22 protein-coding genes and 1 other annotated feature are annotated in these 26,101 nt (G+C 53.2%); all 22 genes read right to left on the bottom strand.

Annotated features, from left to right (window positions below; genetic code table 11):
* Position 1 precedes the first annotated feature (1 nt).
* Complete coding sequence (locus tag ACFVTB_RS05950) at positions 2-634, bottom strand: septum site-determining protein MinC (protein WP_387747015.1); 633 nt, start codon at positions 632-634, stop codon at positions 2-4.
* A gap of 87 nt (positions 635-721) precedes the next feature.
* A complete protein-coding gene (gene mreD, locus ACFVTB_RS05955; RefSeq protein ID WP_387746352.1) occupies positions 722-1,252 on the bottom strand; it encodes a rod shape-determining protein MreD in 531 nt (176 codons plus the stop codon).
* Positions 1,252-2,133 carry a rod shape-determining protein MreC gene (gene mreC, locus ACFVTB_RS05960; protein WP_387746354.1) on the bottom strand — a complete coding sequence of 294 codons (882 nt, stop codon included), beginning with the start codon at positions 2,131-2,133 and terminating at the stop codon, positions 1,252-1,254. The genes mreD and mreC overlap by 1 nt, the downstream gene beginning before the upstream one ends.
* Positions 2,134-2,177: 44 nt before the next feature.
* A complete protein-coding gene (locus ACFVTB_RS05965) occupies positions 2,178-3,200 on the bottom strand; it encodes a rod shape-determining protein (protein WP_387746356.1) in 1,023 nt (340 codons plus the stop codon).
* 41 nt (positions 3,201-3,241) lie between these two features.
* Positions 3,242-3,931 (bottom strand): RadC family protein, encoded by a 690-nt coding sequence (radC, locus tag ACFVTB_RS05970; RefSeq protein WP_387747018.1) that lies wholly within the window; start codon positions 3,929-3,931, stop codon positions 3,242-3,244.
* A 232-nt stretch (positions 3,932-4,163) separates the two neighbouring features.
* Complete coding sequence (locus tag ACFVTB_RS05975) at positions 4,164-4,814, bottom strand: Maf family protein (RefSeq protein ID WP_387746358.1); 651 nt, start codon at positions 4,812-4,814, stop codon at positions 4,164-4,166.
* Positions 4,815-4,868: 54 nt separating this feature from the next.
* Positions 4,869-5,111: a DUF4321 domain-containing protein gene (locus ACFVTB_RS05980; RefSeq protein ID WP_387746360.1), complete on the bottom strand. Its 243-nt coding sequence runs from the start codon at positions 5,109-5,111 to the stop codon at positions 4,869-4,871.
* 62 nt (positions 5,112-5,173) lie between these two features.
* Positions 5,174-6,685, bottom strand: a complete 1,512-nt coding sequence (locus tag ACFVTB_RS05985; RefSeq protein WP_387746362.1) for an SPOR domain-containing protein — start codon at positions 6,683-6,685, stop codon at positions 5,174-5,176.
* A gap of 140 nt (positions 6,686-6,825) precedes the next feature.
* A complete protein-coding gene (gene murC / locus ACFVTB_RS05990) occupies positions 6,826-8,217 on the bottom strand; it encodes a UDP-N-acetylmuramate--L-alanine ligase (RefSeq protein WP_387746364.1) in 1,392 nt (463 codons plus the stop codon).
* Positions 8,218-8,224: 7 nt separating this feature from the next.
* Positions 8,225-9,598, bottom strand: a complete 1,374-nt coding sequence (locus ACFVTB_RS05995; RefSeq protein ID WP_387746366.1) for a bifunctional folylpolyglutamate synthase/dihydrofolate synthase — start codon at positions 9,596-9,598, stop codon at positions 8,225-8,227.
* Positions 9,599-9,627: 29 nt separating this feature from the next.
* Positions 9,628-12,288 (bottom strand): valine--tRNA ligase, encoded by a 2,661-nt coding sequence (locus ACFVTB_RS06000; protein ID WP_387746368.1) that lies wholly within the window; start codon positions 12,286-12,288, stop codon positions 9,628-9,630.
* A 298-nt stretch (positions 12,289-12,586) separates the two neighbouring features.
* Positions 12,587-12,816: a binding site (T-box leader), on the bottom strand.
* Positions 12,817-13,110: 294 nt separating this feature from the next.
* Positions 13,111-14,439 (bottom strand): LysM peptidoglycan-binding domain-containing protein, encoded by a 1,329-nt coding sequence (locus ACFVTB_RS06005; protein WP_387746370.1) that lies wholly within the window; start codon positions 14,437-14,439, stop codon positions 13,111-13,113.
* An 88-nt stretch (positions 14,440-14,527) separates the two neighbouring features.
* Complete coding sequence (locus ACFVTB_RS06010; RefSeq protein ID WP_387746372.1) at positions 14,528-15,493, bottom strand: RluA family pseudouridine synthase; 966 nt, start codon at positions 15,491-15,493, stop codon at positions 14,528-14,530.
* An 85-nt stretch (positions 15,494-15,578) separates the two neighbouring features.
* Positions 15,579-16,880 carry a glutamate-1-semialdehyde 2,1-aminomutase gene (gene hemL, locus ACFVTB_RS06015; protein ID WP_387746374.1) on the bottom strand — a complete coding sequence of 434 codons (1,302 nt, stop codon included), beginning with the start codon at positions 16,878-16,880 and terminating at the stop codon, positions 15,579-15,581.
* Between the two features lie 6 nt (positions 16,881-16,886).
* Complete coding sequence (gene hemB, locus ACFVTB_RS06020) at positions 16,887-17,882, bottom strand: porphobilinogen synthase (protein ID WP_387746376.1); 996 nt, start codon at positions 17,880-17,882, stop codon at positions 16,887-16,889.
* 131 nt (positions 17,883-18,013) lie between these two features.
* A complete protein-coding gene (gene cobA, locus ACFVTB_RS06025; protein ID WP_387746378.1) occupies positions 18,014-19,585 on the bottom strand; it encodes a uroporphyrinogen-III C-methyltransferase in 1,572 nt (523 codons plus the stop codon).
* Between the two features lie 3 nt (positions 19,586-19,588).
* Positions 19,589-20,572 carry a hydroxymethylbilane synthase gene (gene hemC, locus ACFVTB_RS06030; protein WP_387746380.1) on the bottom strand — a complete coding sequence of 328 codons (984 nt, stop codon included), beginning with the start codon at positions 20,570-20,572 and terminating at the stop codon, positions 19,589-19,591.
* Positions 20,556-21,215, bottom strand: a complete 660-nt coding sequence (locus ACFVTB_RS06035) for a precorrin-2 dehydrogenase/sirohydrochlorin ferrochelatase family protein (protein WP_387746382.1) — start codon at positions 21,213-21,215, stop codon at positions 20,556-20,558. Before ACFVTB_RS06035 ends, hemC begins: the two co-directional genes overlap by 17 nt.
* 72 nt (positions 21,216-21,287) lie before the next feature.
* Complete coding sequence (locus ACFVTB_RS06040) at positions 21,288-22,100, bottom strand: cytochrome C assembly family protein (RefSeq protein ID WP_387746384.1); 813 nt, start codon at positions 22,098-22,100, stop codon at positions 21,288-21,290.
* Between the two features lie 49 nt (positions 22,101-22,149).
* Complete coding sequence (hemA, locus tag ACFVTB_RS06045; protein WP_387746386.1) at positions 22,150-23,550, bottom strand: glutamyl-tRNA reductase; 1,401 nt, start codon at positions 23,548-23,550, stop codon at positions 22,150-22,152.
* A gap of 257 nt (positions 23,551-23,807) precedes the next feature.
* Positions 23,808-24,206, bottom strand: coding sequence for an adenosylmethionine decarboxylase (gene speD / locus ACFVTB_RS06050; protein ID WP_387746388.1), 399 nt, complete (start codon positions 24,204-24,206; stop codon positions 23,808-23,810).
* Between the two features lie 281 nt (positions 24,207-24,487).
* Positions 24,488-25,222, bottom strand: coding sequence for a YjgB family protein (locus tag ACFVTB_RS06055; RefSeq protein WP_387746390.1), 735 nt, complete (start codon positions 25,220-25,222; stop codon positions 24,488-24,490).
* Positions 25,223-26,101 lie beyond the last annotated feature (879 nt).

The raw sequence follows: 26,101 nt of genomic DNA on the forward strand, positions 1-26,101 counted from the left end.
TTCACATGATCGGATTATTGCGCAAACGATAAAGCTGCGTAATTTTGTCCAGTTGCATGCTGCCTTCCTTCAAAAAAGCGAATTCCATCGACGCGTCTCCCGTCATCCACTCCTCGGGCGGCCTGCTGATGACTTCGGCTATTCGTAGCTGCGTCGGCTTCATCAACGATGCCGCAATCACTACATCGGTTCTCCCGGAGACGCCGGCGTGAGCAACGCCGCGCAAAGCGCCCATGATGTAAATATCGCCGGTGCACAAAATCGTACCGCCAGGATTCAAGTCGCCGATCAGGAGCAGATCCCCATCATGCTCAACAAGCTGCCCCGAACGGATGATGCCGGTCATGACATGCGGCCCTGTTATTACCTGCTCAACCGGTTCTTTTATCAAAGAGTCCGATTCCATCGATTGAACCATCAAATTGCCTTGCAAGCGAATGATTGAGCGGATTCGTTCTTTATCTTCATCGCCCAGCTGTCTGGAGCCCAGCTTCACATGCACGTGCACAAGCGGGCCTGTAAGCAATTGCTGATGCGTTTTCTCCAGCTTGTACTGCAGCTCGTCCATTAACACGGCAAACTCGCAATTATCGTCGAGAAGGAACACGAGACCTTCCTTAACGCCTTTTATCATAATATGCTGCTTCTCGGCCACGTCAGTCCCTCCCCAACGTTATCACTTCTTGCCCTGTGCAACGAATTCCTGCTTACCGGCCATATTTTATTCCTCTTCTTGATCTAAAGGCATCGAACGGCTTTCGAACCATTTCCTTGCCGGTACATATACCGCTAGAGCGAAAGCGAGTTGAAGGAACAGGCTCGGCAAAATATGATCAAGCAGCGCCCAAGCGTACGATTCGTTCGTAATGCGGAATACGGAGTATGTGAAATAAATCATTGAGTCGTACAAAATACAGCCCAACCCGATAACGGAAAGCGCGGTTAGCAGCGTGCTGCGGCGCTTCTCCAGCAACAAGCCGGCAAAATAGCCGAGCAGACCCATCGCGAAGCCGTGCAGACCGATCAAATGACCGTAAAAAACGACATCCTGCAGCAAGCCGAAGCCGATGCCTAGCAGCAGCGCTTGATGCCGCCCTCTGTACAACGCGGCATACATGACAAAAACGAATACGAAATGCGAGATGAGACGCCCGCTGAATTGGGCGGGCACCAGCCAAGGCATAATTGCACCTTCGATAATAAAGATAAGAAACATAATGCCGATCAACCGGTTCAACCCGAGACTGCTCATTATTCGCCGTCCTCCATGTTCTGGACTTCAACCACGAACACTTCGGTAAGATGATCGAATTTCGCAGCAAGTTTGACAGAGGCGGTATAAGTCAAACCAAAATCGCCGACTTGCTTGTTTTCGACCGTTCCAATTACGAGCCCGCGCGGATAAACGTTACCGAGACCTGACGTAATGACTGTGTCATCCACCGTCATTTTGTCCTTCTCGTCAATTCGCGTCATAATAAGCCGATCCGTTTCCTGATTGTAGCTGCTCACGATGCCGAAAGATTCATTTTCTCGGCCCATAACGGTAGCTGCAATCGAGTTGGAGTTCGGAGAAGATTCGTCAAGCGATGTAATCGGCATAACTGTACTCGTAAACGGCCGTACCTCGCTAACGAATCCTACGAGTCCATCGATCGTGGTAACAGCCATATTAGGCTTAATTCCGTTCTTCGAGCCGAGGTTGATCACCATCGTACGATTGTATGCATCGTTGTCAACGGCTATGACCTGAGCGATTCTATAAGTATAGTTGTATAATTCCTTTTGGCGTTCGGTAAATGACAATTCCTTTTGAAGCCGCTCGTTCTCCTGCTGGATAAAATTATAATTGATTTTGTCCCGCGCGTACGCCGCTGCTGTCAGACGCAATTGCTCATTTTCCTCGTGAATGGTGCGCAAGTTGCGAATATCCTCAAAGAAGCCCGCTATCATCCCAGCGGGCTTGTAGAACCATTGCTGCACGTATCCGACCGAATCGCCTAGAAATTTTTCCGGCCATGTCAGTTCTTTACGGTCGCTCAGCGAGAAACCGATAACCGCAATGAACAGGATAAAGCCGATCATAAGCATAAACATCCGCTTATTTCTAAACAGCTTAAACAGTTCGATCACCTGCCCGTTTCATTTCCGATTCGTCGTTTGCTACGAAGTAGCGATTAGCGTTTCGAGCGAGAAGAGCCTTTTGTTCTGAACAAATGGATGTTGTCCAGCGAGCGGCCCGTTCCGATAGCCACGCAATCAAGCGGATTGTCCGCTACGATAACCGGCATGCCCGTTTCACGCGCCAGCAGCTTGTCCAAATTGCGCAGCAAAGCTCCGCCGCCAGTCAGCACAATGCCCCGGTCCATGATGTCGGCGGAAAGCTCAGGCGGACATTTTTCAAGCGTGATTTTGACCGCGTCGACGATCGAGTTGACGGTATCCGTCAGCGCCTCGGTAATTTCGTCAGACGTAATCGGAAGCGTCTTCGGCAGTCCCGTCACCAGATCGCGACCGCGAATCTCGATGGATTCCGATTGCTCGAGCGGAAGCGCGGAGCCGATCTCCATTTTAAGCTGCTCGGATGTTCTTTCCCCGATCATCAAATTATAGAAACGTTTAATGTATTGGATGATCGATTCATCCATTTCGTCGCCGGCAACGCGAATCGAACGGCTCGTAACGATACCGCCCAACGAAATAACCGCAACCTCAGTCGTGCCGCCGCCGATATCGACAACCATGCTGCCAGTCGGTTCCCATACTGGAAGATCCGCGCCGATCGCAGCCGCGAACGGCTCTTCAATCGTTACCGCCTCGCGCGCGCCCGCTTGCTTGGCCGCATCCTCAACAGCGCGTTTCTCAACCGCCGTAATGCCCGACGGTACGCAAATCATCACGTTTGGATGCTGCGGGAACAATGATTTTTGTTTTTGCGCGGAGCGAATAAAATATTTAATCATCGTAGCAGTCGTCTCGAAATCGGCGATTACGCCGTCTTTCATCGGACGAACAGCTCGAATATTGCCCGGCGTTCTGCCGATCATTTTTTTCGCCTGCTCGCCTACCGCTTCGATTGTTTTCGTATCCGTACGCAGAGCAACCACCGAAGGTTCTCTTACGACAATCCCTTTACCTTTTACAAATACAAGCGTATTCGCCGTTCCCAAGTCGATTCCTAAGTCCTTACCACCAAACATGTTAATGCTCCCTTCTAATTGCGACAATCCCTCTTATTATATTACAAAAAACCTTGTTCCTTCAAACTGATAAACCTTCCATCTCCGATTACGAGATGATCGAGCAATTCAATGCCGACCAGCTCCCCCGCTTCCTTCAGCCTTTTCGTCATTACGACGTCTTCCGGGCTCGGCGTAGGGTCTCCGCTGGGGTGATTATGCACGCAAATAAGAGAAGCGCTGCTGCATTTGATCGCCGCGCGAAACACTTCCCGAGGATGAACGAGAGAGGCGTTGAGCGTACCGACCGACAATGTTTCCCGGGCAATAATGCGATTTTTGGTATTCAAAAACAAGCAGACGAAATGCTCTTTTTTCAAGTAACGGAGATCTTCCATTACATAATCCGCAGCATCTTTCGGTTTTCGTACCGTCACTTGCTCATCTTGCTTGCTTCTGGAAATTCGGCGGCCCAGCTCAATGCCGGCGCGCAGCTGTGTCGCTTTAGCCGGACCAATGCCGCGAATTTGCGTCAGCTCATCCATACTCATATCAACCAGATTACGCAGGCTGCCACATTCCTTCAATATTTTTCCAGCTAGGTAAACGGCTGATTCCCGCTTCGTACCCGTACGAAGCAGGATCGCTAACAATTCCGTATGACTTAGCGCCTCGGCCCCATATCGCATCATGCGCTCTCTTGGTCGTTCGTCATGGGGGACATTCCGCAAGGCGTTGCTTTGCGTTTCCATGTCCATCCCTGCCCTTCCCATTTCCTCGTTTCAGTTAAAGCGCATACGCGCTATTCCGTCTAATGGGTCCATTTTTTCATAAGTTGTTTTCATTGGTTAATTGGTTGTTTTCATAGTCATTGCATACATTTCATTTCCATTTGTGAGTACATAACAAAGCAAGCGGATTCATGTACAGCCGTTTGCTATGACTCCAACATGCTTTTCTCTTCATGCCCGAGTCCGGTCATGATTAAACCTGTTTCTCGAATACGCCAATGCCGCTGCGATCCAACATGTCCGCCAGCAATGACACCGGCAGGCCGACGACGTTGAAATAGCAGCCTTCGATACGGTCTACGATCGCGGCGCCAAAGCCTTGAATGCCATAAGCGCCGGCTTTATCGTCCGATTCGCCTGTGGCGACATATTTCGAGATTCTTTCATCGCTCAGCGGTTTCATAGAAACCCGCGTCATACGGCAGGAAGACTCGGCTTGTCCGCTTGTGCTGTTCACGCAAGCGACTCCCGTGTAAACTTCATGCGAGCGGCCTTGCAGCCGCTGAAGCATCAAGAACGCCTCTTCCCGATCACGGGGCTTGCCCAGCACGTCTCCGTCAATAACGACGATCGTGTCGGCGCCCACAATGATTGAAGGCTGTTCATCGCCGTGCTCCTTGAGCATAGCGGCCGTTGCCCGGGCTTTCCGTAAGCTTAGCTCGAGAACAATCTGATCGGGCGTCCAATCTGCCCGAGTTGATTCGTCCGCGTCCGATGACAAAATATAAACCGGCAAGGAAAGGCCCATCGATGCGACCAGTTCCTTCCGGCGCGGTGAAGACGATGCCAGCACAAGCCGGCTAATCGTTTGTGTGCTAGTTGAGTTGCTGCTTTCGTTGTTCAACGTATGCTTACGCTCCTTCTATCCCTCGCCGCAATTGGTCATACAATACGAGGCTTACATTTTGCGGTACAGCCACAGGGCGACAACGACGCCGATAATGCTAAGCAAGCTGATCTGAAGGGTAATCGTCAAATCAAAGCTAAAGGCGTAAAGATCGACGGCGGGAGACCAAGTTGTTTGGATCTTTTTGGTCAAAAAGGATATTCCCGGAACAGACTCCAGCCAGCGCGAAACAAGCGCCCCAGCTAATAATCCCAGCACGAGAAAAAGCAATAATATCCAGCCGTTTTTCTTCATTGTTCAACGCCTCTCGCCATTTATTGACACCTGCTTCCTATTATACTTAGGAATGTTTTTGTTTACAATGCGCTGTTCCGCTCAAACCATTCTTTTTGCGTCAAAACGGTCTTCATGAGCGCGCTTTGAACAGTCCACAAATGCGATTCCGACGGCTTTTTATCGTAATCTGTCATCGATTCCGCCGCTGATTGGACGGCTTGAATTAATTTTATGAGAAACGCTTTTCCCGCCTCGTCGCGTACGCCTTCCTGCATCGCTTTTACCGAATCGGTCCAACGGGCATACTCGTCCTTCCAACCGTCCGAAGCCGCCTTGCCGAGCGGCGACAGCGTCGGCTGCTCCAACTGTGTCAGCACTAGATTGTCCAGCATGGAGACAAGCTCCGCTGTTGAAGTGAAAAAGGCTTCCGGATCGGCCGCTTTGCCATCGAAGGAGAAACGCTGCGGCACTTGTACGTTTACCTGCTTCATATAGATCTCCACGCCCGTTAACCGATCGGCTAGTGCGGCAGCGCCGGTACGGTCTACAGCCATAGCGGCATAAGCGCGGTAATCCGTTCCCGTATAATAGCCGGCCGCGGCGATGCCTTTCCCTTCGAGCTCGGCGATAGCCGCATTAAGCCCTTCCTCCGATTTGAATACGCCGTACTGAAGCAAATGATAGCTTTGCCCCGGAAGCGACAAATGGGCCGTTTTGCTTTGCTCTCCGCTCACGGTACCGGCATTGACCGCTTTCTTCCCGCCTTCTCCTCCGGCTTTGTCTGTCCCGGCGCTCTCCTCTTTTCCTGTTCCGCCCGGCTGTACAACCGGCGCGTCTACCGGTTTGACGGCGCCGTTCCCTTCGGCTCCCGGCCATATGGGAGATCCTGTAAAGAGAGAGAGCAGCAAATAACCAAACAACGCGCCGGTCGCCAGCGCAGCGGCTACCGATGCGAATACCTTTATCCAAGAAGGAGAAGCAGACCTCTGCTTGACTGCTCGATAAAAGGAATTGCCGGCCTCCTCCTCCACGATCGGTCCATATTCCTCTTGGCCCGTGCGTATTGGACGAACAACGTCGTTATGTTCTTCTTCCATCCAGTCTCTCTCAAGGTCAGCGTTCGACCGTCTGCGATTCGGCGCGGCGTGCGTTGGCTGCGGCTGCGACTGCAGTTGCGGACGGGTCTTGCCAGGTTGGTCGAGCTGCGCCGGTTTCTGTTGACGCTTATCCGAGGCCTCCTTGGAACCCGGCTGAACTACGGACGGTTCCGGCTCTTCGGCCTCTCGTATTAGCTTCTCCAGCGCGGCGACATCCTCTTGGAAAGGGCTGTTCCACGGACTGAATGCGCTTGTCGAATAAGAATCGGAATATATAGGTACAACATTTCCTCTTTTATCGGACGGCGAACGATCGGCGGCAGACGGCTTCTTCCCTTCGCTCCGCTTCGTTTCGCCGGATGCTCCCTTGTCAGCTGCGCCCTTCACTTCCATCTCATTATAAACGGCCTCATGTTTCTCGCGTCCCGCCTGTTCGGACGTTGCTTGGCCGTTGCGGTCGAATCGGTAAGTAATACGGTTGTTCGATTCCATCATTCTCACTCCTTGTCCCGTTCTTCTCTCTCTACTCTATGAACGAAATGAGAGAATTATGATTTGGGATATAGAAGAAGACGGCTCTATCGTCGCAAAAAAGCGCCCCGGCAGGTTGACCTGCCGGGGCGCTTCTGTATTTTTTATGCCCGCTCTTGTTTCAATGTTTTAGCAAGCGAATCGGCAACCTTCCAAATATCGCCCGCACCCATTGTAATGACCAGATCACCTGGAGCGACCTTGCCGGATAAATAAACGAGCACTTCTTCCTTCGTCGGAATATAAGACGTATTGGCGTTGCTGTTCTTCTTAATCATTTCAACGAGCTTGCTTGAATTGACGCCTTCGATCTGCTGCTCGCCGGCCGGCGAATAGATGTCGGTAATAATGACTTCGTCGGCATCGGAGAATGCGCGGCTGAATTGCTCCAGCAGGAAAAAGGTGCGCGTGTAGCGCTGCGGCTGGAATACCGCTACGATTCGTTTTCCAGTTGCTTTGGCAGCGCTGATCGTGACTTCAATCTCAGTCGGATGATGCGCGTAATCGTCAATGACAAGAATATCGTCGACTTCTCCTAGCACCTGGAACCGGCGCTTCGCTCCACGGAACTCGTGAATGGCGACTACAATATCTTCAAATTGCAGACCCGCTTCCAGACAGGTAATAATGGTCGCCATCGCGTTGTAAACGTTGTGACGGCCCGGAACGGACAATTGTACTTTTCCGAGCGGCAAGCCTTGGTGCGACATAACGAACGACACCTTGCGGTCGCCAAGCTCGATGTTTTCCGCCCGGTAGTGGGCATCCGAATCGATGCCGTACGTCACCAGCCGCCCAGCCGCCTCTTGCGACAGGCGCGGAACGATTTCGTTGACCGTTTCGTCGTCCCCGCATACGATCGCTTTACCGTCCGCTTTAACCTGCGACAGAAATTGAACGTATGCCGATTTCAGCTTTTCGAAATCACCGTCGTAGTTTTCCAGATGATCCGGTTCGATGTTGGTGACGATCGCCAGCGCCGGATGATACTGAAGGAAAGAGCCATCGCTTTCGTCTGCCTCGGCGACGACGTATTCGCCTTTGCCCGCTTTCGCGTTCGTACCGACGTTGACGATCTCTCCGCCGATAATATAAGTCGGGTCCGCCTTGCAAGTTTCCATCACAAGCGCAATCATGGAGGACGTCGTCGTCTTTCCATGCGCACCGGCTACGGCTACTCCCTTGCCTGCGTTCATCAGCCTAGCCAGCATTTGGGCGCGGTGAAGCACCGGAATGTTCAGTTCTTCCGCGGCGCGCCGTTCCACGTTGTCTCTGGACAACGCCGTAGAATAGACCACCAAGTCCGCTCCCGTTACATGCTCCGGTTCATGACCGATAAAGATTTGGGCTCCTTTTGCCGCTAATTTCTCCGTCAGTTCCTGACGGGCGACATCGGAACCGGTCACCGTATAGCCCATTTCGAGCATGACGCGGGCGATAGCGCTCATCCCGTAGCCGCCGATTCCGATGAAATGAATGTGTTCTGCCGTATTCAAAGACGGTTCACCAACCTTTTTCAGAATCCGAGTTGTACAATAAGCGGGAGCGAACGTCAGCTATTAAATAAAGCGATCCAGTCACAACCCCAAGGTCTGTTTCCCCGGTTATTTGCTGCAAATGCGTAACGGCTTTCCGCCAATCCGGCTCGACGATAAGCTCAAAGGAAGGCTTATCGGACTGAATGCCTCGGATAAGGTCGGCAAGAGGGCCGGCCTCCATTTTCGTGCGGAAGTCGGGCTCGGTCACGATAAGCGTATCCACTATTGGTAGTATATGCTTAATAACGTCTTCGTGATTCTTATTCTCCAGCATACCGACAACTAGACGCAAGCGGTCGTACCGGTAAGTCGATTTCAACGTTTCAACTAACGATTGCACGCCTTCCGGATTATGCGCTCCATCCAGCAGAATGCGCGGCGAATCCACAACCATTTCCATTCTTCCAGGCCAAGCGGCTGCTCGCAAGCCTTCCTCGAGAGCCTCGTCATCGACGATCAGCGCGTAGTATTGGCGCAGCACTTCGAGCGTCATAACGGCGACAGCCGCGTTCGTCAATTGATGCGTGCCGTTTAACGTAATCGAGAGCGATTCAATGCCCCGGAACAATCCCCGGAAACGGAACGATTGCTCGTTCTCGGCGTTTGAAAGCGGCTCGATGTCGAATTGCTCGCCGAGCAAATATAACGTGCTTTTTTTAGCAGCAGCCGTTTCTCTCACAACCCGTACAACTTCCGGCTGTGTGACGGCGCTGACGACAGGAACGCCCGACTTGATAATGCCTGCCTTCTCGAAAGCGATCGCTTCAAGCGTGTCGCCGAGCCGGTCCATATGATCGTGGCCGACATTCGTAATGACCGAAATGACCGGCGTAACGATGTTGGTTACGTCCAACCGGCCGCCCAGGCCGGTTTCCCATACGACATAATCCGGATAAGTTTCCGTTGCGTAGAACATGATCGCCAATGCCGTAGCAACCTCAAACATCGTCGGCGAGCCCAGCTCAGTCTCCGCAATCTCTTCGACGATCGGCTTAAGCGCGTTCGACAGCTTCAGGAGCGTCTCTTCTTCAATATCGGTGCCGTTATATTGGAAACGATTCGTAAACTTCGTAATGTAAGGCGACGTAAACGTGCCTACGTCATACCCGCTCTTAATTAGAACGCTGGTCAGGAAAGCGCAGGTCGAGCCTTTGCCGTTTGTTCCCGCCACATGAATAAACTTCAACCGGCGATGCGGATTGCCCAATTTATCGAGCAGCGTTTCAATCCGGTCGAGGCCCGGCCGAATGCCGAACGGAATGAGCCCGTTTATCCAATCGACCGCCTCGCCGTAGGAACGGAGCCCACCGCTTCGTTCCGTCACTACAATCTCTTCCATCGTTGTCAATCCTTCTTCCATTCGGTTCGTTAACCGCGCAATTCGGCGATTCTAGCCAGCACTTTATCGCGCTTTCCGGCGTAATCGGCCATTTTCGCACGCTCTTCCTCAATGACTTTCGCCGGCGCCTTCGCAACGAAGCCCTCGTTGCCGAGCTTCTTCTCGACGCGCTCAACCTCGCTGTTCAGCGTAGCTACTTCCTTCTCAAGCCGTTCGATTTCTTGTGCGATATCGATCAAGCCCGCGAGCGGCAAGTACAGATCCGCTCCTGTAACGATCGCCGTCATTGCTTTGTCCGGAGCGCTCAAGTTCGACTCGATCGCCAGCTTCGACGTGCCGCAGAAACGAACGAGGAATTCCTCGTTGCGGCGCAAAATCGCTTCCTCTGCCGCAGCGGACGGCTTCACGAGCAGCTCGATTTTTTTGCTCATCGGCACGTTTACTTCTGCACGTACGTTGCGCACCGCGCGAATCATATCCATCAGCAATTCCATCTCTTTGACAGCTTCCGGCGCGGTAAGCGACTCGTCGTATACCGGCCAAGCGGCCAGCGTGATCGTCTCTCCCTCATGCGGCAAATGCTGCCAAATTTCTTCACTGATGAACGGCATAAACGGATGAATCAACCGCTGCGTACGGTCAAGCACGTAAGCAAGCACCGACTGCGTCGCCCGTTTCGCGCTCTCGTCGCTGCCGTACAGGTTCAGCTTCGCGAATTCGATGTACCAGTCGCAAAGGTCGTCCCAAATGAAATTATACAGCAATCGGCCCGTTTCGCCGAATTCGTAGCCGTCGATCATACGGGTCACGTCGCGAACCGTCTCGTTCAGACGGTGAAGAATCCAGCGGTCCGCCGTACCAAGCGGAACTGTAATATCGATATCCTCGGCCTTGAATCCTTCCAGATTCATAAGCGCAAAGCGCGAGGCATTCCAAATTTTATTGGCGAAGTTGCGCGCCTGCTCTACCTTCTCCAAGCGGAAGCGCAAATCTTGGCCCGGCGTGCTGCCAGTCGAGATCATATAGCGCATTGCATCGGCGCCATACTTCTCGATCACTTCAAGCGGATCGACGCCATTGCCAAGCGATTTGGACATTTTGCGTCCTTCGGCGTCTCGCACAAGCCCATGCATCAGCACGTCTTTGAATGGAATTTGCTCCGTAAATTCGAGACCGGTGAAAATCATCCGCGCCACCCAGAAATAGATGATATCATACCCAGTTACGAGCACGTTCGTCGGATAGTAGCGCTTGTAGTCTTCTGAATCCTCCGGCCAGCCGAGCGTCGAGAACGGCCACAGTCCAGAGCTGAACCACGTGTCAAGAACGTCCTCGTCCTGCGTCAAATCGGCGCTCGCGCAAGACGGACAAGCCGTCAGATCTTCACGCGCAACATGCATTTCGCCGCAGGCATTGCAATACCAAGCCGGAATGCGGTGGCCCCACCATAATTGACGGGAAATACACCAGTCGCGAACGTTCTCGATCCATTGCAAGTACGTTTTGTCGAACCGGTCCGGTACGAACTGAACGCCTTTACCCGATTTTTGCACATCGATCGCGCGATCAGCGAGCGGCTTCATCGCAACGAACCATTGCGTCGACAAGTACGGCTCAATGACTGCGCCGCTGCGCTCGCTGTGGCCGACCTGATGCACATGATCCTCGATACGGATGCAAACGCCCTGCTCCTGCAAGTCCTTCACCAACTGCTTGCGGCAGTCGAAGCGGTCCAATCCCGCATAAGGGCCTGCCTCATCGTTCATCGTACCGGATTCATCCATAACAATAATTTGCTGCAAATCGTGGCGCAGGCCAACTTCAAAGTCATTCGGATCATGAGCTGGTGTAATTTTAACCGCGCCCGATCCGAAATCTTTATCCACGTACTCGTCAGCGATAATCGGAATCTCGCGTCCGACAATCGGCAGAACGATCATTTGTCCAATCAAATGCTTGTAACGGTCGTCTTCCGGATGAACGGCCACGGCCGAATCGCCCAGCATCGTCTCCGGACGCGTCGTAGCGACCGTAATAAATCCGCTGCCGTCTTTCAATGGGTATTGCAAGTGGTACAAGTGGCCGTTCAGCTCCTTGTATTCCACCTCGATATCGGACAGCGCCGTACGGGCCGCCGGGTCCCAGTTAATAATTTTTTTGCCGCGGTAAATCAAGCCTTTTTCATAAAAGCTGACAAACACTTCGCGGACAGCCTTCGACAGCCCTTCGTCCAGCGTGAAGCGCTCACGGGAGTAGTCGAGGGACAAGCCCATTTTAGCCCATTGGTCGCGGATCGTGTTCGCATACTGCTCTTTCCACTCCCACACCTTCTCCAGAAACGCTTCGCGTCCGAGATCGTAACGGGAGAGCCCTTGCTCGCGGAGCTTTTGCTCAACCTTCGTTTGCGTAGCGATGCCCGCGTGGTCCGTGCCCGGCAGCCAAAGCGCGTCGTAGCCCTGCATCCGTTTTGTACGGATCAAAATATCTTGCAATGTAAAATCGAGCGCATGCCCGATATGAAGCATCCCCGTCACGTTCGGCGGCGGGATGACGATCGTATATGGCTCAGCGTCGGGACGTTTTCCCGCTTGGAAAAACTGTCCTTCTTTCCAGAAATCATACCATTTTTGTTCCGCTGCCTTCGGATCGTACGTCGTTGGCATTGCGGAGGTCGTTTGGTTGTCTGACATGCTTTATCCTCCTAAAAAGTTTTGAGAAGCTTAGCTTCTCTGGATTCTCTTCGCATCAAAACTTGCTTCGTAAGCGTTCGCTTAAGTTTTGAGAAGCTGAGCTTCTCTGAATTTCCTTCACTCAAAACTTGCTTCGTAAGCGTCTGATTAAAGTTTTGAGAAGCATCAGCTTCTCTGAATTTCCTTCACTCAAAACTTGCTTCGTAAGCGTTCGCTCCGGCTCGACCGAATGAACGGACTTCCTTACTCGGACAATTCGTAACCGGTTTGCGAACGCAAAAAAACCTTCCGTCCTTAAGCAAAGGACGAAAGGTTAAGCTTCCGCGGTACCACCTTTGTTCCGCGCAAAATTGCGCGGCACTCAAACAGATAACGGCTGCTGCCGGCTCGAATTCACGGACGAAAAGCCCGCTTCCTTCAAGCAACTCCGGGGCGACATGTAACAGCAACTTCCTGCGGAACCTCTCAGCGCAACGGCTCCGCTCTCTGAAGGCTTGACTGCTTACTCTTCCCCTTCAAGGTTGATCTTCGATAGTTGTCGTCTTTCAGACAGATATACAACATTTTACCGAAAAAAACAAGGGAAGTCAACCAAAGCCTACCCGCACCCATACGCTCTCAACCTTCTTCTAAACTTTAATAACTTTCCGTTTAATAAAAACCGGGCTTCTCTCCGCAGAGAGAAGCCCGGCCAAATTATAGAGAAACCTACTTCAAACGACGGGTTTCAAGTTTTGAGTTGTACAATATAAACGATTTTTAGAGTACATTTCGCCAAATCCGTGCAGAAAGCATCTCTTATATTCAATTTTCATACACCCTTTATGGAATATAGAGCAATTGACCTTCCGCAACTGCCGATTCGTTTAATCCGTTGTACAGCAATATTTCACGCGGATTCAGGCTGTACCGGACAGCAATCGATTCAAGCGTCTCGTCGCGCTGCACAATGCAAAGTCTAATCTTCCTGAATTCCTGTTCATCCGCCTGTTTACCGAGGAAAAGCGACTTCCATTCGATCTCGTCGCCCGAGCTGCGCGATTTCGTCTGCTCAACTGCTTGCTGCGCGGCTTCCTGCTCCGCCGCATGTCTCGCGGCCTGCTCCCGCTTGCTCGTCTGCAGCAGCGTCAGCAATCCGACCCCGGGCGCAGGGTCCGGATCCTGTCCGGCCGGCTTAGCGCCGAGCCCAATCCGCAGCTCTGGTTTTTCTGGCTCCGCCTCGGGAATCGCTGCGGGAATCACTTCAGGAATTGCTTCGGCCGCCGGCTGAACGACTTCATCCTCACGGCTGCTCTGCGGCTCTTGCCATCCGGAGAACTCCGGGGGGGAGGCGAATGCAAAAGGAGCCGGGGCCGGCTCGGACACTTCCTGTTCCTGCGAATGCGGCTGCCAAGCCTCCTCCGCGGAAATCGGCGATGAATAGGCGAACTCACGGGCATCTTGCTGAATGAACGGCTGCTGTTCAGCCGGGGGTGGCTCGAACCATTGTGCAGCCGACCAACCGGAATCGCGCGGCGATGCCGAAATCGTCACCGTCGCTTCTTCCTCTTCAGCCGACTCTTCCGCTTCGTAAGCTTCTAAGCCTTCTTCCTCATCCGCATTGTTCTCATCCGCCCGGGCAATCTGTCCGGCCTGGCCGAAGAAATAAGGCTGCGGCGCGAAAGGCTGCGCATATGGGAAAGAATCTGCGGCCAACACAGCCTCGTCGCCATATCCATTGTTTTCTCTTTCATGAACGGCCGTAATCGGCTCTTCACGCCAAGCTTCTTCGGCTTCAGGCAGCGGCTCGACCAATATGCCCTGCAGCGAAAGCACGCCGGTGATGTTCAGCGTGCGCGAAGACAGCAAGTCTACGTCAAAGTTGTCGATCTCCACCGAAATATCGTCCAAGCGAGAAATGCGGTTGAGCGGAAGTGTAATTTCCACTGGAATCCAATGCTCCAGCGTCTGTAATAACGAGTTGTCAGTCTGTCCCCGATAGACGCCGGTCAAGAGCAGCTGTCCCTTCAAAACCGCATGGTCATCCTGCTCGATGACTTGAATGCGCGGAACAAGCTCAATCTCCTCCAGCTCTTCAATCGCTGCGACTTCATCCGGCAGATGAATGCGCTCGTACACGTCGAATCGCAATCCTTTCGTTTGCTCTGACACGCCTTCGTCCTCCCTCCCTAATATGAATGCTTAGGCTGCTATTACATTCCCTATTATTTATATGGCGGGGGGAAGAGGAGCATGACTATCAATTTCTGCGTCGGCGCAGCTTGTCAACGAGAGGCTGCAGCCAGTCGGGATCGGGCGCGGCGACGTCGATCGGCTCCCCCGACCAGGGATGGTCGAACCGAAGAGACTCGCCGTGAAGCGCCTGATACGGCAGTATGCGGTCATCTCCTCCATACAGCCGGTCTCCGATTAACGGATGACCGAGATAGCTCATATGGACGCGGATTTGATGCGTCCGCCCCGTCTCCAGCGTCAATCGTACAAGCGTGCTGTCGCCAAACGATTCTATCGTTTCATAGCGGGTCACGGCCGGATCGCCGCTTCCCGCCCGGCGTCTCGCCGGATGATGCCTGTCCTTGCCGATCGGCGCATCGATAACGCCGCTTGAACGCTGCAGGCGGCCGTGGACGAGCGCGATGTATTGACGCCCAATCCGTTTGGCGCGCATCGCCTCGTCCAACACCCATTGAGCAAGATCGTTTTTCGCGTACAGCACCGGTCCTGATGTATCCTCATCCAGCCGATGAATATGTCTAACTGTAAGCGGATCGCCTGAAAGCCGCATATGTGCGGAGGCCGCCTCGTCGAGCGTTCCCGTCTGTCCAGGTCTGGACTCGTGAACCGGCATTCCGGCGGGTTTTAGCAATACAAGGCAGAAGTCGTCCTCGAACAGTACCGGAACAGCGGCAGAGGAAGAAGGCGCAGCGGCAGCCCCATAGCTCGCAGCAGCCCGACTGCCGTTTTTACCCAAGGCAGGAAAAGCTAACAGTTGAACGATGTCGCCTTCCGCTTGAATGCCGCCTACCGAAAACAGTCGATTTATCCATTTGGCCGAAAGATTCGTATGCGTTAGCAGCCATTGCCGAACTTGATGAGCATTCAACTGCTCCTCCGGAAAAGCTTCGCGGAAGCCGGCCAGCGCGGACAAGCCGTCCCGATCCAGCTCCATCCATTCGCCTGCTCGGCGATAAGGTCTATCAGACATGGTTGATCCCCTTTCCTATTGCGAAAAAAAGCGATAGAACGCGCAACCTGTCGCGCTCTATCGCTATCTTCGAAATTCGTTCCAATTACAAACGCCCGAACGCTATGTTATGCGCCTCGATCGTTGCGTCGATATCTTCGTCCGAATGGACGCCCGATACGAACATGCCTTCAAATTGCGAAGGAGCGATGTTGACGCCCAGTCCCAGCATCGATGCGAAATAAGCTTTAAACCGCTCAAGATCGGACGTTTTTGCCGACTCGAAGTTGATAACCGTAAGCTCGGTGAAAAACGGGCAAACCATCGAACCGACGCGGTTAATCGTCGTCGCAATGCCATGCTTCTGCGCATTTGCCTCAAAGCCAAGCTGCAGGCGTACCGCTTGACGCTCCAGACGCTCGTAAACTTCCGTCGTCAGCAGCTTCAGCGTCGTGTAGCCGGCTGCCATCGCCAGCGGATTGCCGGACAGCGTTCCCGCTTGGTAGATCGGACCGCTTGGCGCGATCTGCTCCATAATTTCACGTTTGCCGCCGTATGCGCCGACCGGCAGGCCGCCGCCGATCACCTTGCCGAAGCAGGTCAAATCCGGCGTAATACCAAACAGTCCTTGCGCACAACCGTAGCCGACGCGGAAGCCGGTCATCACTTCGTCGAAAATAAGCAGGCTGCCGTATTTCGTCGTTACGTCGCGCAAGCCCTGCAAGAAACCAGGCAGCGGCGGCACAACGCCCATATTGCCGGCAACCGGTTCGACGATCACGCATGCGATCTGTTCGCCGAACTTCTCGAATGCCAGCTTGACCGATTCGATATCGTTGTAAGGAACGGTAATCGTCTGCGAAGCGATGCTTTCCGGCACGCCCGGACTATCCGGCAGGCCCAGCGTGGCGACGCCGGAACCGGCTTTAATGAGCAGGCTGTCCGCATGCCCGTGGTAAGAGCCCTCGAATTTCAAAATTTTGCTTCGTCCCGTATAGCCCCGGGCAAGCCGAAGCGCGCTCATCGTCGCTTCTGTACCGGAATTGACCATACGCACGATTTCGACAGACGACACACGTTCGCAAACCAGTTCCGCCATGAGCGTCTCCAGTTCGGTAGGCGCACCGAAGCTCGTCCCTTTTTCCGCTGTCTTCTTAATGGCTTCGACGACTTCCGGGTGGGCGTGGCCCATAATTAGCGGACCCCACGAACCGACGTAATCGATGTAGCTGTTCCCGTCGATATCGTAAATCCGGCTGCCTTCGCCGCGCTCCATATAAACCGGCGTCAAGCCGACCGACTTAAAGGCGCGGACCGGACTGTTTACGCCGCCGGGCAACACCTTTTTAGCCCGTTCGAAAGCTTCTCTCGAGCGGTTATCCTGTTTTCTTCCGAGTTGATCGCTCATTGTCCGTTATTCTCCTCTCAGCCAGCGGGCCGCATCCTTGGCATGATAGGTAATAATCATGTCTGCCCCCGCGCGTTTCATGCCGACCAGCGTCTCCAGCACGATCGCCTTCTCGTCGATCCAGCCGTTTCCAGCCGCCGCTTTCACCATTGCATATTCTCCGCTTACGTTATAAGCGACGAGCGGCAGATCAAATTGATCTTTAAGCTGGCGCAAAATATCCAAATAAGCAAGCGCCGGCTTCACCATCAGCATATCCGCGCCTTCGATAACATCGGACTCGGCTTCCCGCAGCGCTTCGCGCGAATTGGCTGGGTCCATCTGATACGTTTTGCGATCGCCGAATTGCGGAGCCGAATGGGCTGCTTCACGGAAAGGTCCATAATAGGCCGAAGCGTATTTCACCGAATAAGAGAGAATCGGCACATGCGTATAACCGGCTTCGTCCAACCCGTCGCGAATCGCCGCTACGAAGCCGTCCATCATATTGGACGGCGCGATGACGTCCGCTCCGGCTTGCGCCTGCGACACGGCTGTACGGACAAGCAGCGGAAGCGACGCGTCGTTATCGATAACGGCCGTACCAGCCGACTCGTCGACATGAATGACGCCGCAATGGCCATGGTCGGTAAATTGGCACAGGCAAGTATCGGCCATGACGACCAGCTCCGGCGCCCAACCTTTCACAGCACGGATCGCTTCCTGCACGATGCCGTTCGGATCATAAGCGGAGCTGCCTTCCGCATCCTTCGTTTCCGGCACGCCGAACAGCATAATCGACGGGATGCCGAGCCCGACAACTTCCCGAATTTCCTCTTCGAGAAGGTCAAGCGAGAAGTGGTACACGCCGGGCATCGATGAAACCTCTTCTTTAATGCCGGTGCCGTATTGTACGAAAATCGGATAAATAAAGTCATTTGCGGTAAGAATGGTCTCCCGCACCAAGTTGCGCATTGCTGCCGATTGACGCAGTCTGCGATGCCTTACGATTGGAAATGCCATGATGGAGTCCTCCCTCTTTCTGTCCAGCGCCGGCGACGCTTATGAGACGTCATCGGCAGCTGCTCTTTCAAATCTGCTCAATCTTGCTTTGTATATCACCGCGACGCATGCCGCGTTTGCAAAATCGTTATTTATAATGACTGTTCAATTCTCGAACGGATAGACGCTTGATGGCGTACAAGCTCCTCTACGAGCGCTTCGACCGTTGCCTTCTCCGGTTCAACCATTACATTAAGTCCATGCTCCCTCGCCGTCTTCGACGTCAACGGACCGATCGAAGCAATTGTGGCACCCGAAAGCGCAGCGGCCGGATCTTCAAATCCGTTGCGGCGAAGAATCGTCATGAGATTGGTTACGGTAGACGAGCTTGTAAAGGTGACGGCATGGATAACGCCCTCACGGATCCATTCGAACGCCAACTCGTCCTGCACATCAGCAAGCACCGTCTCGTAAACGTCCAGTTCCGTCGGTAGCAATCCCATCGCCGCCAGCTCTTTCGGCAGCACTTCACGAGCCAGATCGCCGCGCGGCAGCAGCACCTTCTGACCAGGCTGCAGTTCGCCCGCAATACTTTCCAGCAGCCCTTCGGCCTGATATTGAGCAGGCAGCTCGCGAACGGTCAAGCCCCGGATTTCCAGCTCTTCGGCCGTCTTAGGCCCCACGGCGGCAATTCGCGCCCGATGGAAGCTGCGAATATCCACTCCGAACCGGCGGAGCCAGCGGAAGAAATACTCAACCCCATTCACGCTCGTAAAAAGCAGCCAATCGAATTGCTCCGCTTGCGTCAACGCGGACTGGATCGCCTCGATCTTTGCTTCGTCCCGCGGCTCGCGAATCTCGATAACCGGCAGCTCGCAAGGCTCGCCCCCAAGCTCCTCGATCAAGTCGGCCAGTTCACTGGATTGCGCTCTGGCCCGCGTTACCAGCACCCTTACGCCAAACAACGGCTTTTTCTCGTACCAGGCCAGCTTCTCCCGTTGCAAAACGACATCGCCTACGACGATAACGGCCGGCGGCTGGAAGTTCGCCTCCTTCACGATCCGCTCAATCGATTCCAGCGTGCCCGTAATTGTCCGCTGCTCGACTCGCGTTCCCCATCTAATCAAGGCAATCGGCGTATCGGCCCGCTTGCCGTGCCGGATCAGTTGCTCGGCGATATAGCCAACTTTAGCTACGCCCATCAAAAAAATAAGGGTACCCGTCGCATTCGTCACTTTATCCCAATAAATCGATTTATCCAGCTTGTCCGGACTTTCATGGCCGGTCACGATAGACAGCGAGGAAGCCATATCCCGATGCGTCACCGGAATGCCCGCGTAAGCCGGCACCGCAATGGCGGATGTAATACCCGGAACGATCTCGAATTCGATCCCATTCGCTCGAAGCAGCTCGGCTTCTTCCCCAACGCGGCCGAAAATCGTCGGATCTCCGCCCTTCAGCCTCGTAACCGTCTTGCCTTGCAGCGCCAAATCGACGAGCAATTGATTGATCGCTTCCTGTTTCATCGTATGGCGGTCGGGCAATTTGCCGACGTATATCTTTTCCGTTCCCTCCGGCAAATGACGGAGCAGTCTCGGGCTCGCCAGCCGATCGTATACGACGACGTCACTGCGCTTCAAGCATTGCAATCCACGAACCGTTATAAGCCTCGGATCTCCCGGTCCGGCTCCGACCAAGTAGACGATGCCCTTCTCCTTCTTCATGCGCTATCCCTCGATTTCCGCCCCGATTTCAGCAAGTATACGATCCGCACCTTTGGCCTTTAAAGCTTCCGCCACATCCTTGCCCAGCTGCTCCGGATCGCGGCCTCTCATCATTTCCTTCAGCAGCACTTCTCCATCCGGCGAACCAACAATGCCGGTTAGCTCCAACTCCGCTTCGTTCAGCGAACCGCCTTCCGGAATGAGCACCGTCGCATACGCGCCGATTGGAATTTGACAGCCTCCGTTCAGCGTACCGAGAAAGCTTCGCTCAGCCCTGGCCGCAAGCAACGCTTCTTCGTCGTTGTACAGCTCCAGCAGCTCGCGTACCGCTTGGTCGTCCGACCGGCACTCGATGCCAAGCGCCCCTTGTCCGACAGCGGGGATGGAGACGTCGACCGGGATGAAGGCCGATATTTTATCCTGCCATCCCATTCGGGTCAAACCAGCGGCGGCCAGCACCACGGCATCCAAGCCTTCCGTTTCCAGCTTGCGGATACGCGAATCGATGTTGCCCCGAATCGATTCGATCTGCAAATCGGGACGGGCATTTTTAAGCTGGCTTGCCCGCCGTAAGCTGCTCGTTCCGACTCTTGCTCCTTTAGGCAAATCCTCTAACGACGCTCCATCCCTCGATACGAGACAGTCTCTCGGATCGACTCGCTTCGGCACCGCTCCGTTCATCAGCCCTTCCTGAAGCGCATACGGCATATCCTTCAAGCAGTGCACGGCAAGATCAATATCGCCCGAAAGCAGCGCCTGCTCGATCTCCTTAACGAACAACCCTTTACCGCCTACCTTGGATAGGGTGACGTCCAGAATTCGATCGCCCTTGGTCACAATTTTGCGCACCTCGAACGAATAACCGAATCCGTGCTTGTCGCTAATGCGTTGAAGATCATCTATAACCTGTCCGGTCTGTGTCAAAGCCAAAGCGCTCTGTCTCGTGCCGACGACAATTGTACGCTGGCCGTTACTTGCTGTTGTCATTATATTTTCCTCCCGTTATCAACGTGCTGCGAAGACGCTTCAGCCAAGCCGACGCGTCTTCTTCTTCCGGATGATGCGGTGCTTCCTCGGCCGCCAGCCGCAATAAAGCTTCCCTCTCGCTGCGGTCCAGCACATTCGCTTTAGCTAACGCGCGAAGCTCCTTCAGCTTACTTGTACTATCCTCGTATTTCGGCCCAAATGATCGTTCCAGTTCACGCTTGATACGTGCGGCAAGCGCCGGACTTGCCCCCGAGGCGGATACGGCAATCACGAGATCGCCACGGCGGAAGGCGGCGGCGCTTGCAAAATCGCCGCTGCCGCCGTCTCCTGCCAAGCCGATTAGCGCGCCCCAGCGTCTGCCATCCTCGGCAATCTCATCATTCGCGGCTTCGTCGTCTGTGGCAACAAACAGAAGACGCGCGTTCTCCGCGTCTCCGACTTGGTACGCGCGACAGATAACGCCGATAACGCCCTCAGAAGCCAGCTTCTCCAGCCTCGGCGTGAGTGAAGGGCTGACCACAACGATTCCGTCCGCGCCCGCTTCAAGCAGCGCTTCGACTTTTCGCTCAGCTATGCGGCCACCGCCCGCAACGACGACTCGTTCACCTCGCAGCTTCAGCATGATAGGGTAAAACCCGTTCATCCGCCGCTCCCCTTTCCGCCTTTCGCCTTCCATTCCATAATCGGTTCTTCTTTCGTTGTTCCTATATCAGTATCAGTGAAACGTAGATAGAAAATTGGTCGATAAATTGAGAATAAGTACGATAAACGCAGCCAGATGCAGACGCGCCAATTGCGTGCCCGGGCGGTTCAACATCGCCCTTTGAATCACATAAACGATATAAATGACAAGTACCGCGAAGGAAGACAATACCTTCCAGTCGAGCAGCAGCTCCCACTGATTCTCAACGATAAGAACCGTTACCGCAACGGAAAGCGACAGCGCCAGCAGCGGTACTCCGATAATAATCGCCCGATCGGAGAACCGTTCGATCGTATCCAGACTCGGAAATCTGCGGACAACCTTTGACCATCGCTTGCTTTTCAATTGCTTATGAAGAAACAAGTACATTCCCGCAAAGATCGATCCGATAGTTAACGCCACATAGGCGCACAATATTAGGCTTATATGTACGATTAGCAGCTCCCGCATCGTAGCGGGCAGCGCGTAGCCGCCTTCAGCCCCTGGCGTGCTGTACATATTAAGCGCCAATACGGCAAACCCGACCAGATTAACAAGAAAAACAACAAACTCAATTTTGAAAAAACGGCTGATCACAAGCGATATCGTAACAAGCAGCCAAGAGAAACCAAGCCAATATTCAAAAGCAGATATTGACGTCAAGCCGAAATGATCGACCACTCTGACCAAAATAAAAACCGTTTGCAATACCCAAACAAAAATAAGGAGCCCTGTTCCGATTCGTTTCGCTCTCCGGTTCGCATCAATGAAATCGGAGAAATAAAACAGAAGGCTCAGGGCGTACATATAAAGTATCGTGTCATACAACCAATTTTGCGTTCCCATAAGCGCCTCCACACTGCACGCTCTTCCGCGACTCGGCGAGAGAGCGCTGCTACCTCGTAACGGACGCGAGTGCGGATGCCGCGCGTTGAAGCGCTCCCGCTTTCGCAGCCGATCCTGCGCTTAAGCCGTCTTCGGCGGTTTTAGCCAAGCTTGCCTCTTTCTCCGCCTGCTTTGCTTCCGCCAGCCGCTCCTCCAGCGCGAACAGCTTCACGAACATATCCATCGCGTCGTCCGCCCGTTTCTCGCCCGCCATCTCTTTAATCCGTAAAATGGGGTCTTGCATCATTTGGTTGACGATGCTCTTCGTCAATTTGCTAATTACTTTCAGCTCATGCTCGTCTAGATCGGGCAGCTTGTTGTGCATGCTGGCCATCGTTTCCTGATGAATGTCCGCCGCTTTCGATTGAAGCGCGCGAATAAGCGGTACGACGCCAAGCGTTTTGTACCATTGCTCAAAGGAACGGATCTCCTCTTGAATCATCGGCTCGATCTTGGCCGCTTCCTGGCGGCGATGCTCCAGATTGCTCTCCACGATGCCCTCCAAATCGTCGATATCGTATAGAAAAACGTTATCGATCGCGGCAATGGACGGGTCCAAATCTCTCGGAACCGCGATATCGATCATAAACAGCGGCTTCGATTTACGGCGCTTCATAGCAGCCGCCACAGCCTGGCGATCCAATACGTAGCCTTCCGCGCCTGTCGAACTGATGACGATATCGACTTCATGGAGCCGATCCGCCGCTTCCTCTATCGAGTAAGCAGTACCGTTGAATTTGCTCGCCAGTTGAGCGGCGCGCTCATACGTCCGGTTGACGACGATAACCCGGTCCGCCCCGTTTGCGTACAAATGCTTGGCGGTCAGCTCGCCGGTCTCTCCCGCGCCCACGACCATAACGGATTTCTTGTTGAACTGGCCGAAAATACGTTTGCCGAGCTCAACGGCAGCGTAGCTGACCGAAACGGCCGATTCGCCGATCGTCGTATCGGAATGGGCGCGTTTGGCCATCGTCACGGCCTGCTTGAACAGCATGTTGAACAGCGTACCCGTCGTTTTCTCCTGCTGAGCGACGGCGAAAGCGTCCTTGACCTGACCCAGAATTTGCGTTTCCCCGATGACCATCGAGTCGAGACCGCTCGTCACTCGGAACAAATGCTCGATCGCTTTAGTGTCCTCGTACATATACAAATGGTTCGTAAACTGCTGCCGCGGCAGCTTGAACCATTGTTCCATAAAGCTGCGAATATAATGACCGCATAAATGATGTCTGTCGACTACTGCGTACAATTCCGTACGGTTGCAGGTCGCTACAATGACACACTCCATAATGCTGCTTGTCTGTTTAAACTGCTTTATCGCCTCGGTCAATTCCTTCTCCGCAACGGCGAAGCGTTCCCTTACTTCCACGGGAGCGGTCCGATAGTTCAATCCGACTACGATAATGTGCATGCGCGATCACCTGCCTTTCTTTTTTAAATGAACGATCTCTAGTTATCACGAGGCATGCCCGCGCTTGTCAACGATTATTATAGCATAGTTCGACAGGGTGACTACTTTCATTTATGAATAATGTTTGAAAAACTAATTCACATTATTCCCCTTCCACATAAAGAAATAACCATAGACCCTTCCGCCCTGCGCTCTCTTTCCGTGCGCAGCGGCGGTAGATCGATGGTTATTCATATCGTTCAAGTGAGAGCCGGCTGTTAGACGAGCTCGATTTGATTCATTTTCGATTCTTCGACTCGCAATTCTCCCATACCGCGAACAAGCTTCTTCGCATGCGTTGCGGTCGGTTTAAGAACGGCAATCATATAGTCGATCGCAAGCTGTGGATCCACGGTTTCGCCGCAGGTGTAACAATCAAGGGCGGCAAACCCTTTCTCAGGATACGTGTGAATAGAGAGATGGCTCTCCGACAGCAGCACAAGTACGGTTGCTCCTTGAGGCTCAAACTGTTTCGATTGCACGGACAATACGGTAGCGCCGCATGCTTCTGCAGCCTCCACCAGTTGGGATTGCAAAAACTCGGCATTGTTCAAAAGATCAAAATCTACTCCCCAAGCGTCAACGGCAACGTGTCTTCCGAAAGTTGAATATTCCATCTTTCGGTCCCCCTTCCTAGGAATAAAATGTTTAAAAAATTTCATCCGCTAGGACCTACGTCATTCACTTCCCGAGGGAAAAATCTCTCGCAACATAACCATGTCCTGAGTGAATCCTGGTTCCTATTTTACATAGAACAATGTTTTCAACGAGATTAAAAATAACATCAATTAGGCTGAAATGCAACACCTATTTTTTACAATTTTTTGGTTAAGCGCTATTGCCGAAAACCCCGCTTATAACGTATGATGGGCAGTTTCGTTCTGTACCTGCGCACAGCTTATCCGGCCATTAAATTTTTGGCGTCCTGCGGGCTGTAAACCGAGATATGGTCGACCTTGCCTGTCTTCTTAGGGACGGCAAATTTCAGCTCATATTGGTCGTTTACCCGGTACATATAGATACGATCGTCTCCGCTTACCGTTTCGCTGTCCGCTTTGCCGAGCGCCTTCTTAATGTCAGCGGCGCCGATCGTATGCAAGCTTTTATCGAATGATCTGACGTCGAACACAAGCATCCCTTTATTATAACCGAACGCAACGCCGTGCGACCGGTATTCCGCGTATATGCCCTTGCCGGCCGATTCGTTCGTATCGGCCTTGCCCCATGCCTGCTCAATGTCGTCGAACAGGGCGGTATGAGCGGCATACTCGCAGCCCGGCACCTTCCCCTTCTTCGCCAGCTCCACAAGTTCCCCGACGGTCACCGCTTGTGCTGCATGCTTCGCGCCTCCGTCCTTATTGCCAGCGCTATTTCCAGTGGAAGGCTGCTGCGCGCCTTGATTGGCTCCATTGCCAGCAGGAGGCTGCTGCGCGCCTTGATCTGCTCCGTTGCCGGTTGATGGCTGGCCCGCTCCGCCTGCGGGAGGCTGACTCGGCTGTATGCTGGCTGTTGGACTGGGCAACCCAGACCCGGGCTTGTTATTGTCCGTTCCCCCGTTTTCCGCCTGACTACAACCGGCTAGAGCCAGCATTGCGGCTGCGGCGAGCGCGATCATCGCTTTATTTTTTATCATAGTGCATCGACTCCTCTTAGATGACTTAATTGAAAGCGCACTTGGGCTGTTTTCACTATTATTAACATACCCATTCCCTAATAAGTTGCAGCCAATCTTTTCTTTCTACCGCATTATGGATACATACCGCTGGATCGTTGGAGATTACACCGTTTATGCTTTACTATACTGGTTAATAGATGCTCAAGCCTTGCTCTCCCCTGCACGCTGTCAAGACAGTGTCTTTAGGCGGAATGGTGTGCGATCGCTGCCATCGTGCTGCGTCCCGACGCCCAGCGTCTTCGACGCCATAACGCGCGCTGGGAGAATCGCATGTTGATTGCAGTTGCTCTTCATTACCTGACACATCGCCTCTTGCAGACGTTACGATCACGATCACAATTACTGGAGAGATATTACCGTGCGTGCTGGGCCTCAGAATGCACGTTCTTGGCAGCCAATAACTGCAAAAAGGATTATTAGCTCGCAGATCGACCGATACGCGGAAAATAACTGCATTTCCTTCAAGGCAGTTATTTTCCGCGCTAGGCCTCGGTATGCACGCTCATGGCAGCCAATAACTGCAAAAAGGATGTTATTTCCTCGCAGCTCACCCGATACGCGCACCATAACTGCATTTTGGCAGTTATTTTCAGCGCTATGCCTCGATATGCACGCTCTTGGTAACCAGTAACTGCAAAAAAGATATTATTTCCTCGCAGCTTGCCCGAAACGCGCACAATAACTGCATTTCAGCAGTTATTTTATTTTTAGAATCCAGAGCGGTTGTACAGGAAGCACGCTGGGTAGGCGGAAAATTGCAAACACACACAAACCAAGCAATAAAGCTGCATACAACTACACAACATCGTCATCGCTGCACAGCAGCCTTATTCGAAC

It is taken from the genome of Paenibacillus sp. NPDC058071 (genome assembly GCF_042885235.1).
In the GTDB taxonomy this organism is placed as follows: Bacteria; Bacillota; Bacilli; order Paenibacillales; family Paenibacillaceae; genus Pristimantibacillus.

Excerpts from the sequence above, each read along its gene's own strand:
- ACFVTB_RS06000 (WP_387746368.1), bottom strand. The coding sequence starts at position 12,288 with ATGTCAGACAACCAAACGACCTCCGCAATGCCAACGACGTACGATCCG.
- radC (WP_387747018.1), bottom strand. The coding sequence starts at position 3,931 with ATGGAAACGCAAAGCAACGCCTTGCGGAATGTCCCCCATGACGAACGA.
- ACFVTB_RS05950 (WP_387747015.1), bottom strand. The coding sequence starts at position 634 with ATGATAAAAGGCGTTAAGGAAGGTCTCGTGTTCCTTCTCGACGATAAT.
- cobA (WP_387746378.1), bottom strand. The coding sequence starts at position 19,585 with ATGAAGAAGGAGAAGGGCATCGTCTACTTGGTCGGAGCCGGACCGGGA.
- mreD (WP_387746352.1), bottom strand. The coding sequence starts at position 1,252 with ATGAGCAGTCTCGGGTTGAACCGGTTGATCGGCATTATGTTTCTTATC.
- ACFVTB_RS05995 (WP_387746366.1), bottom strand. The coding sequence starts at position 9,598 with ATGGAAGAGATTGTAGTGACGGAACGAAGCGGTGGGCTCCGTTCCTAC.
- ACFVTB_RS06055 (WP_387746390.1), bottom strand. The coding sequence starts at position 25,222 with ATGATAAAAAATAAAGCGATGATCGCGCTCGCCGCAGCCGCAATGCTG.
- hemC (WP_387746380.1), bottom strand. The coding sequence starts at position 20,572 with ATGACAACAGCAAGTAACGGCCAGCGTACAATTGTCGTCGGCACGAGA.
- ACFVTB_RS06010 (WP_387746372.1), bottom strand. The coding sequence starts at position 15,493 with ATGTCTGATAGACCTTATCGCCGAGCAGGCGAATGGATGGAGCTGGAT.
- ACFVTB_RS05985 (WP_387746362.1), bottom strand. The coding sequence starts at position 6,685 with ATGATGGAATCGAACAACCGTATTACTTACCGATTCGACCGCAACGGC.
- hemL (WP_387746374.1), bottom strand. The coding sequence starts at position 16,880 with ATGAGCGATCAACTCGGAAGAAAACAGGATAACCGCTCGAGAGAAGCT.
- ACFVTB_RS05980 (WP_387746360.1), bottom strand. The coding sequence starts at position 5,111 with ATGAAGAAAAACGGCTGGATATTATTGCTTTTTCTCGTGCTGGGATTA.
- ACFVTB_RS05965 (WP_387746356.1), bottom strand. The coding sequence starts at position 3,200 with ATGTTTGGTGGTAAGGACTTAGGAATCGACTTGGGAACGGCGAATACG.
- hemA (WP_387746386.1), bottom strand. The coding sequence starts at position 23,550 with ATGCACATTATCGTAGTCGGATTGAACTATCGGACCGCTCCCGTGGAA.
- ACFVTB_RS06035 (WP_387746382.1), bottom strand. The coding sequence starts at position 21,215 with ATGAACGGGTTTTACCCTATCATGCTGAAGCTGCGAGGTGAACGAGTC.
- speD (WP_387746388.1), bottom strand. The coding sequence starts at position 24,206 with ATGGAATATTCAACTTTCGGAAGACACGTTGCCGTTGACGCTTGGGGA.
- ACFVTB_RS06040 (WP_387746384.1), bottom strand. The coding sequence starts at position 22,100 with ATGGGAACGCAAAATTGGTTGTATGACACGATACTTTATATGTACGCC.
- hemB (WP_387746376.1), bottom strand. The coding sequence starts at position 17,882 with ATGGCATTTCCAATCGTAAGGCATCGCAGACTGCGTCAATCGGCAGCA.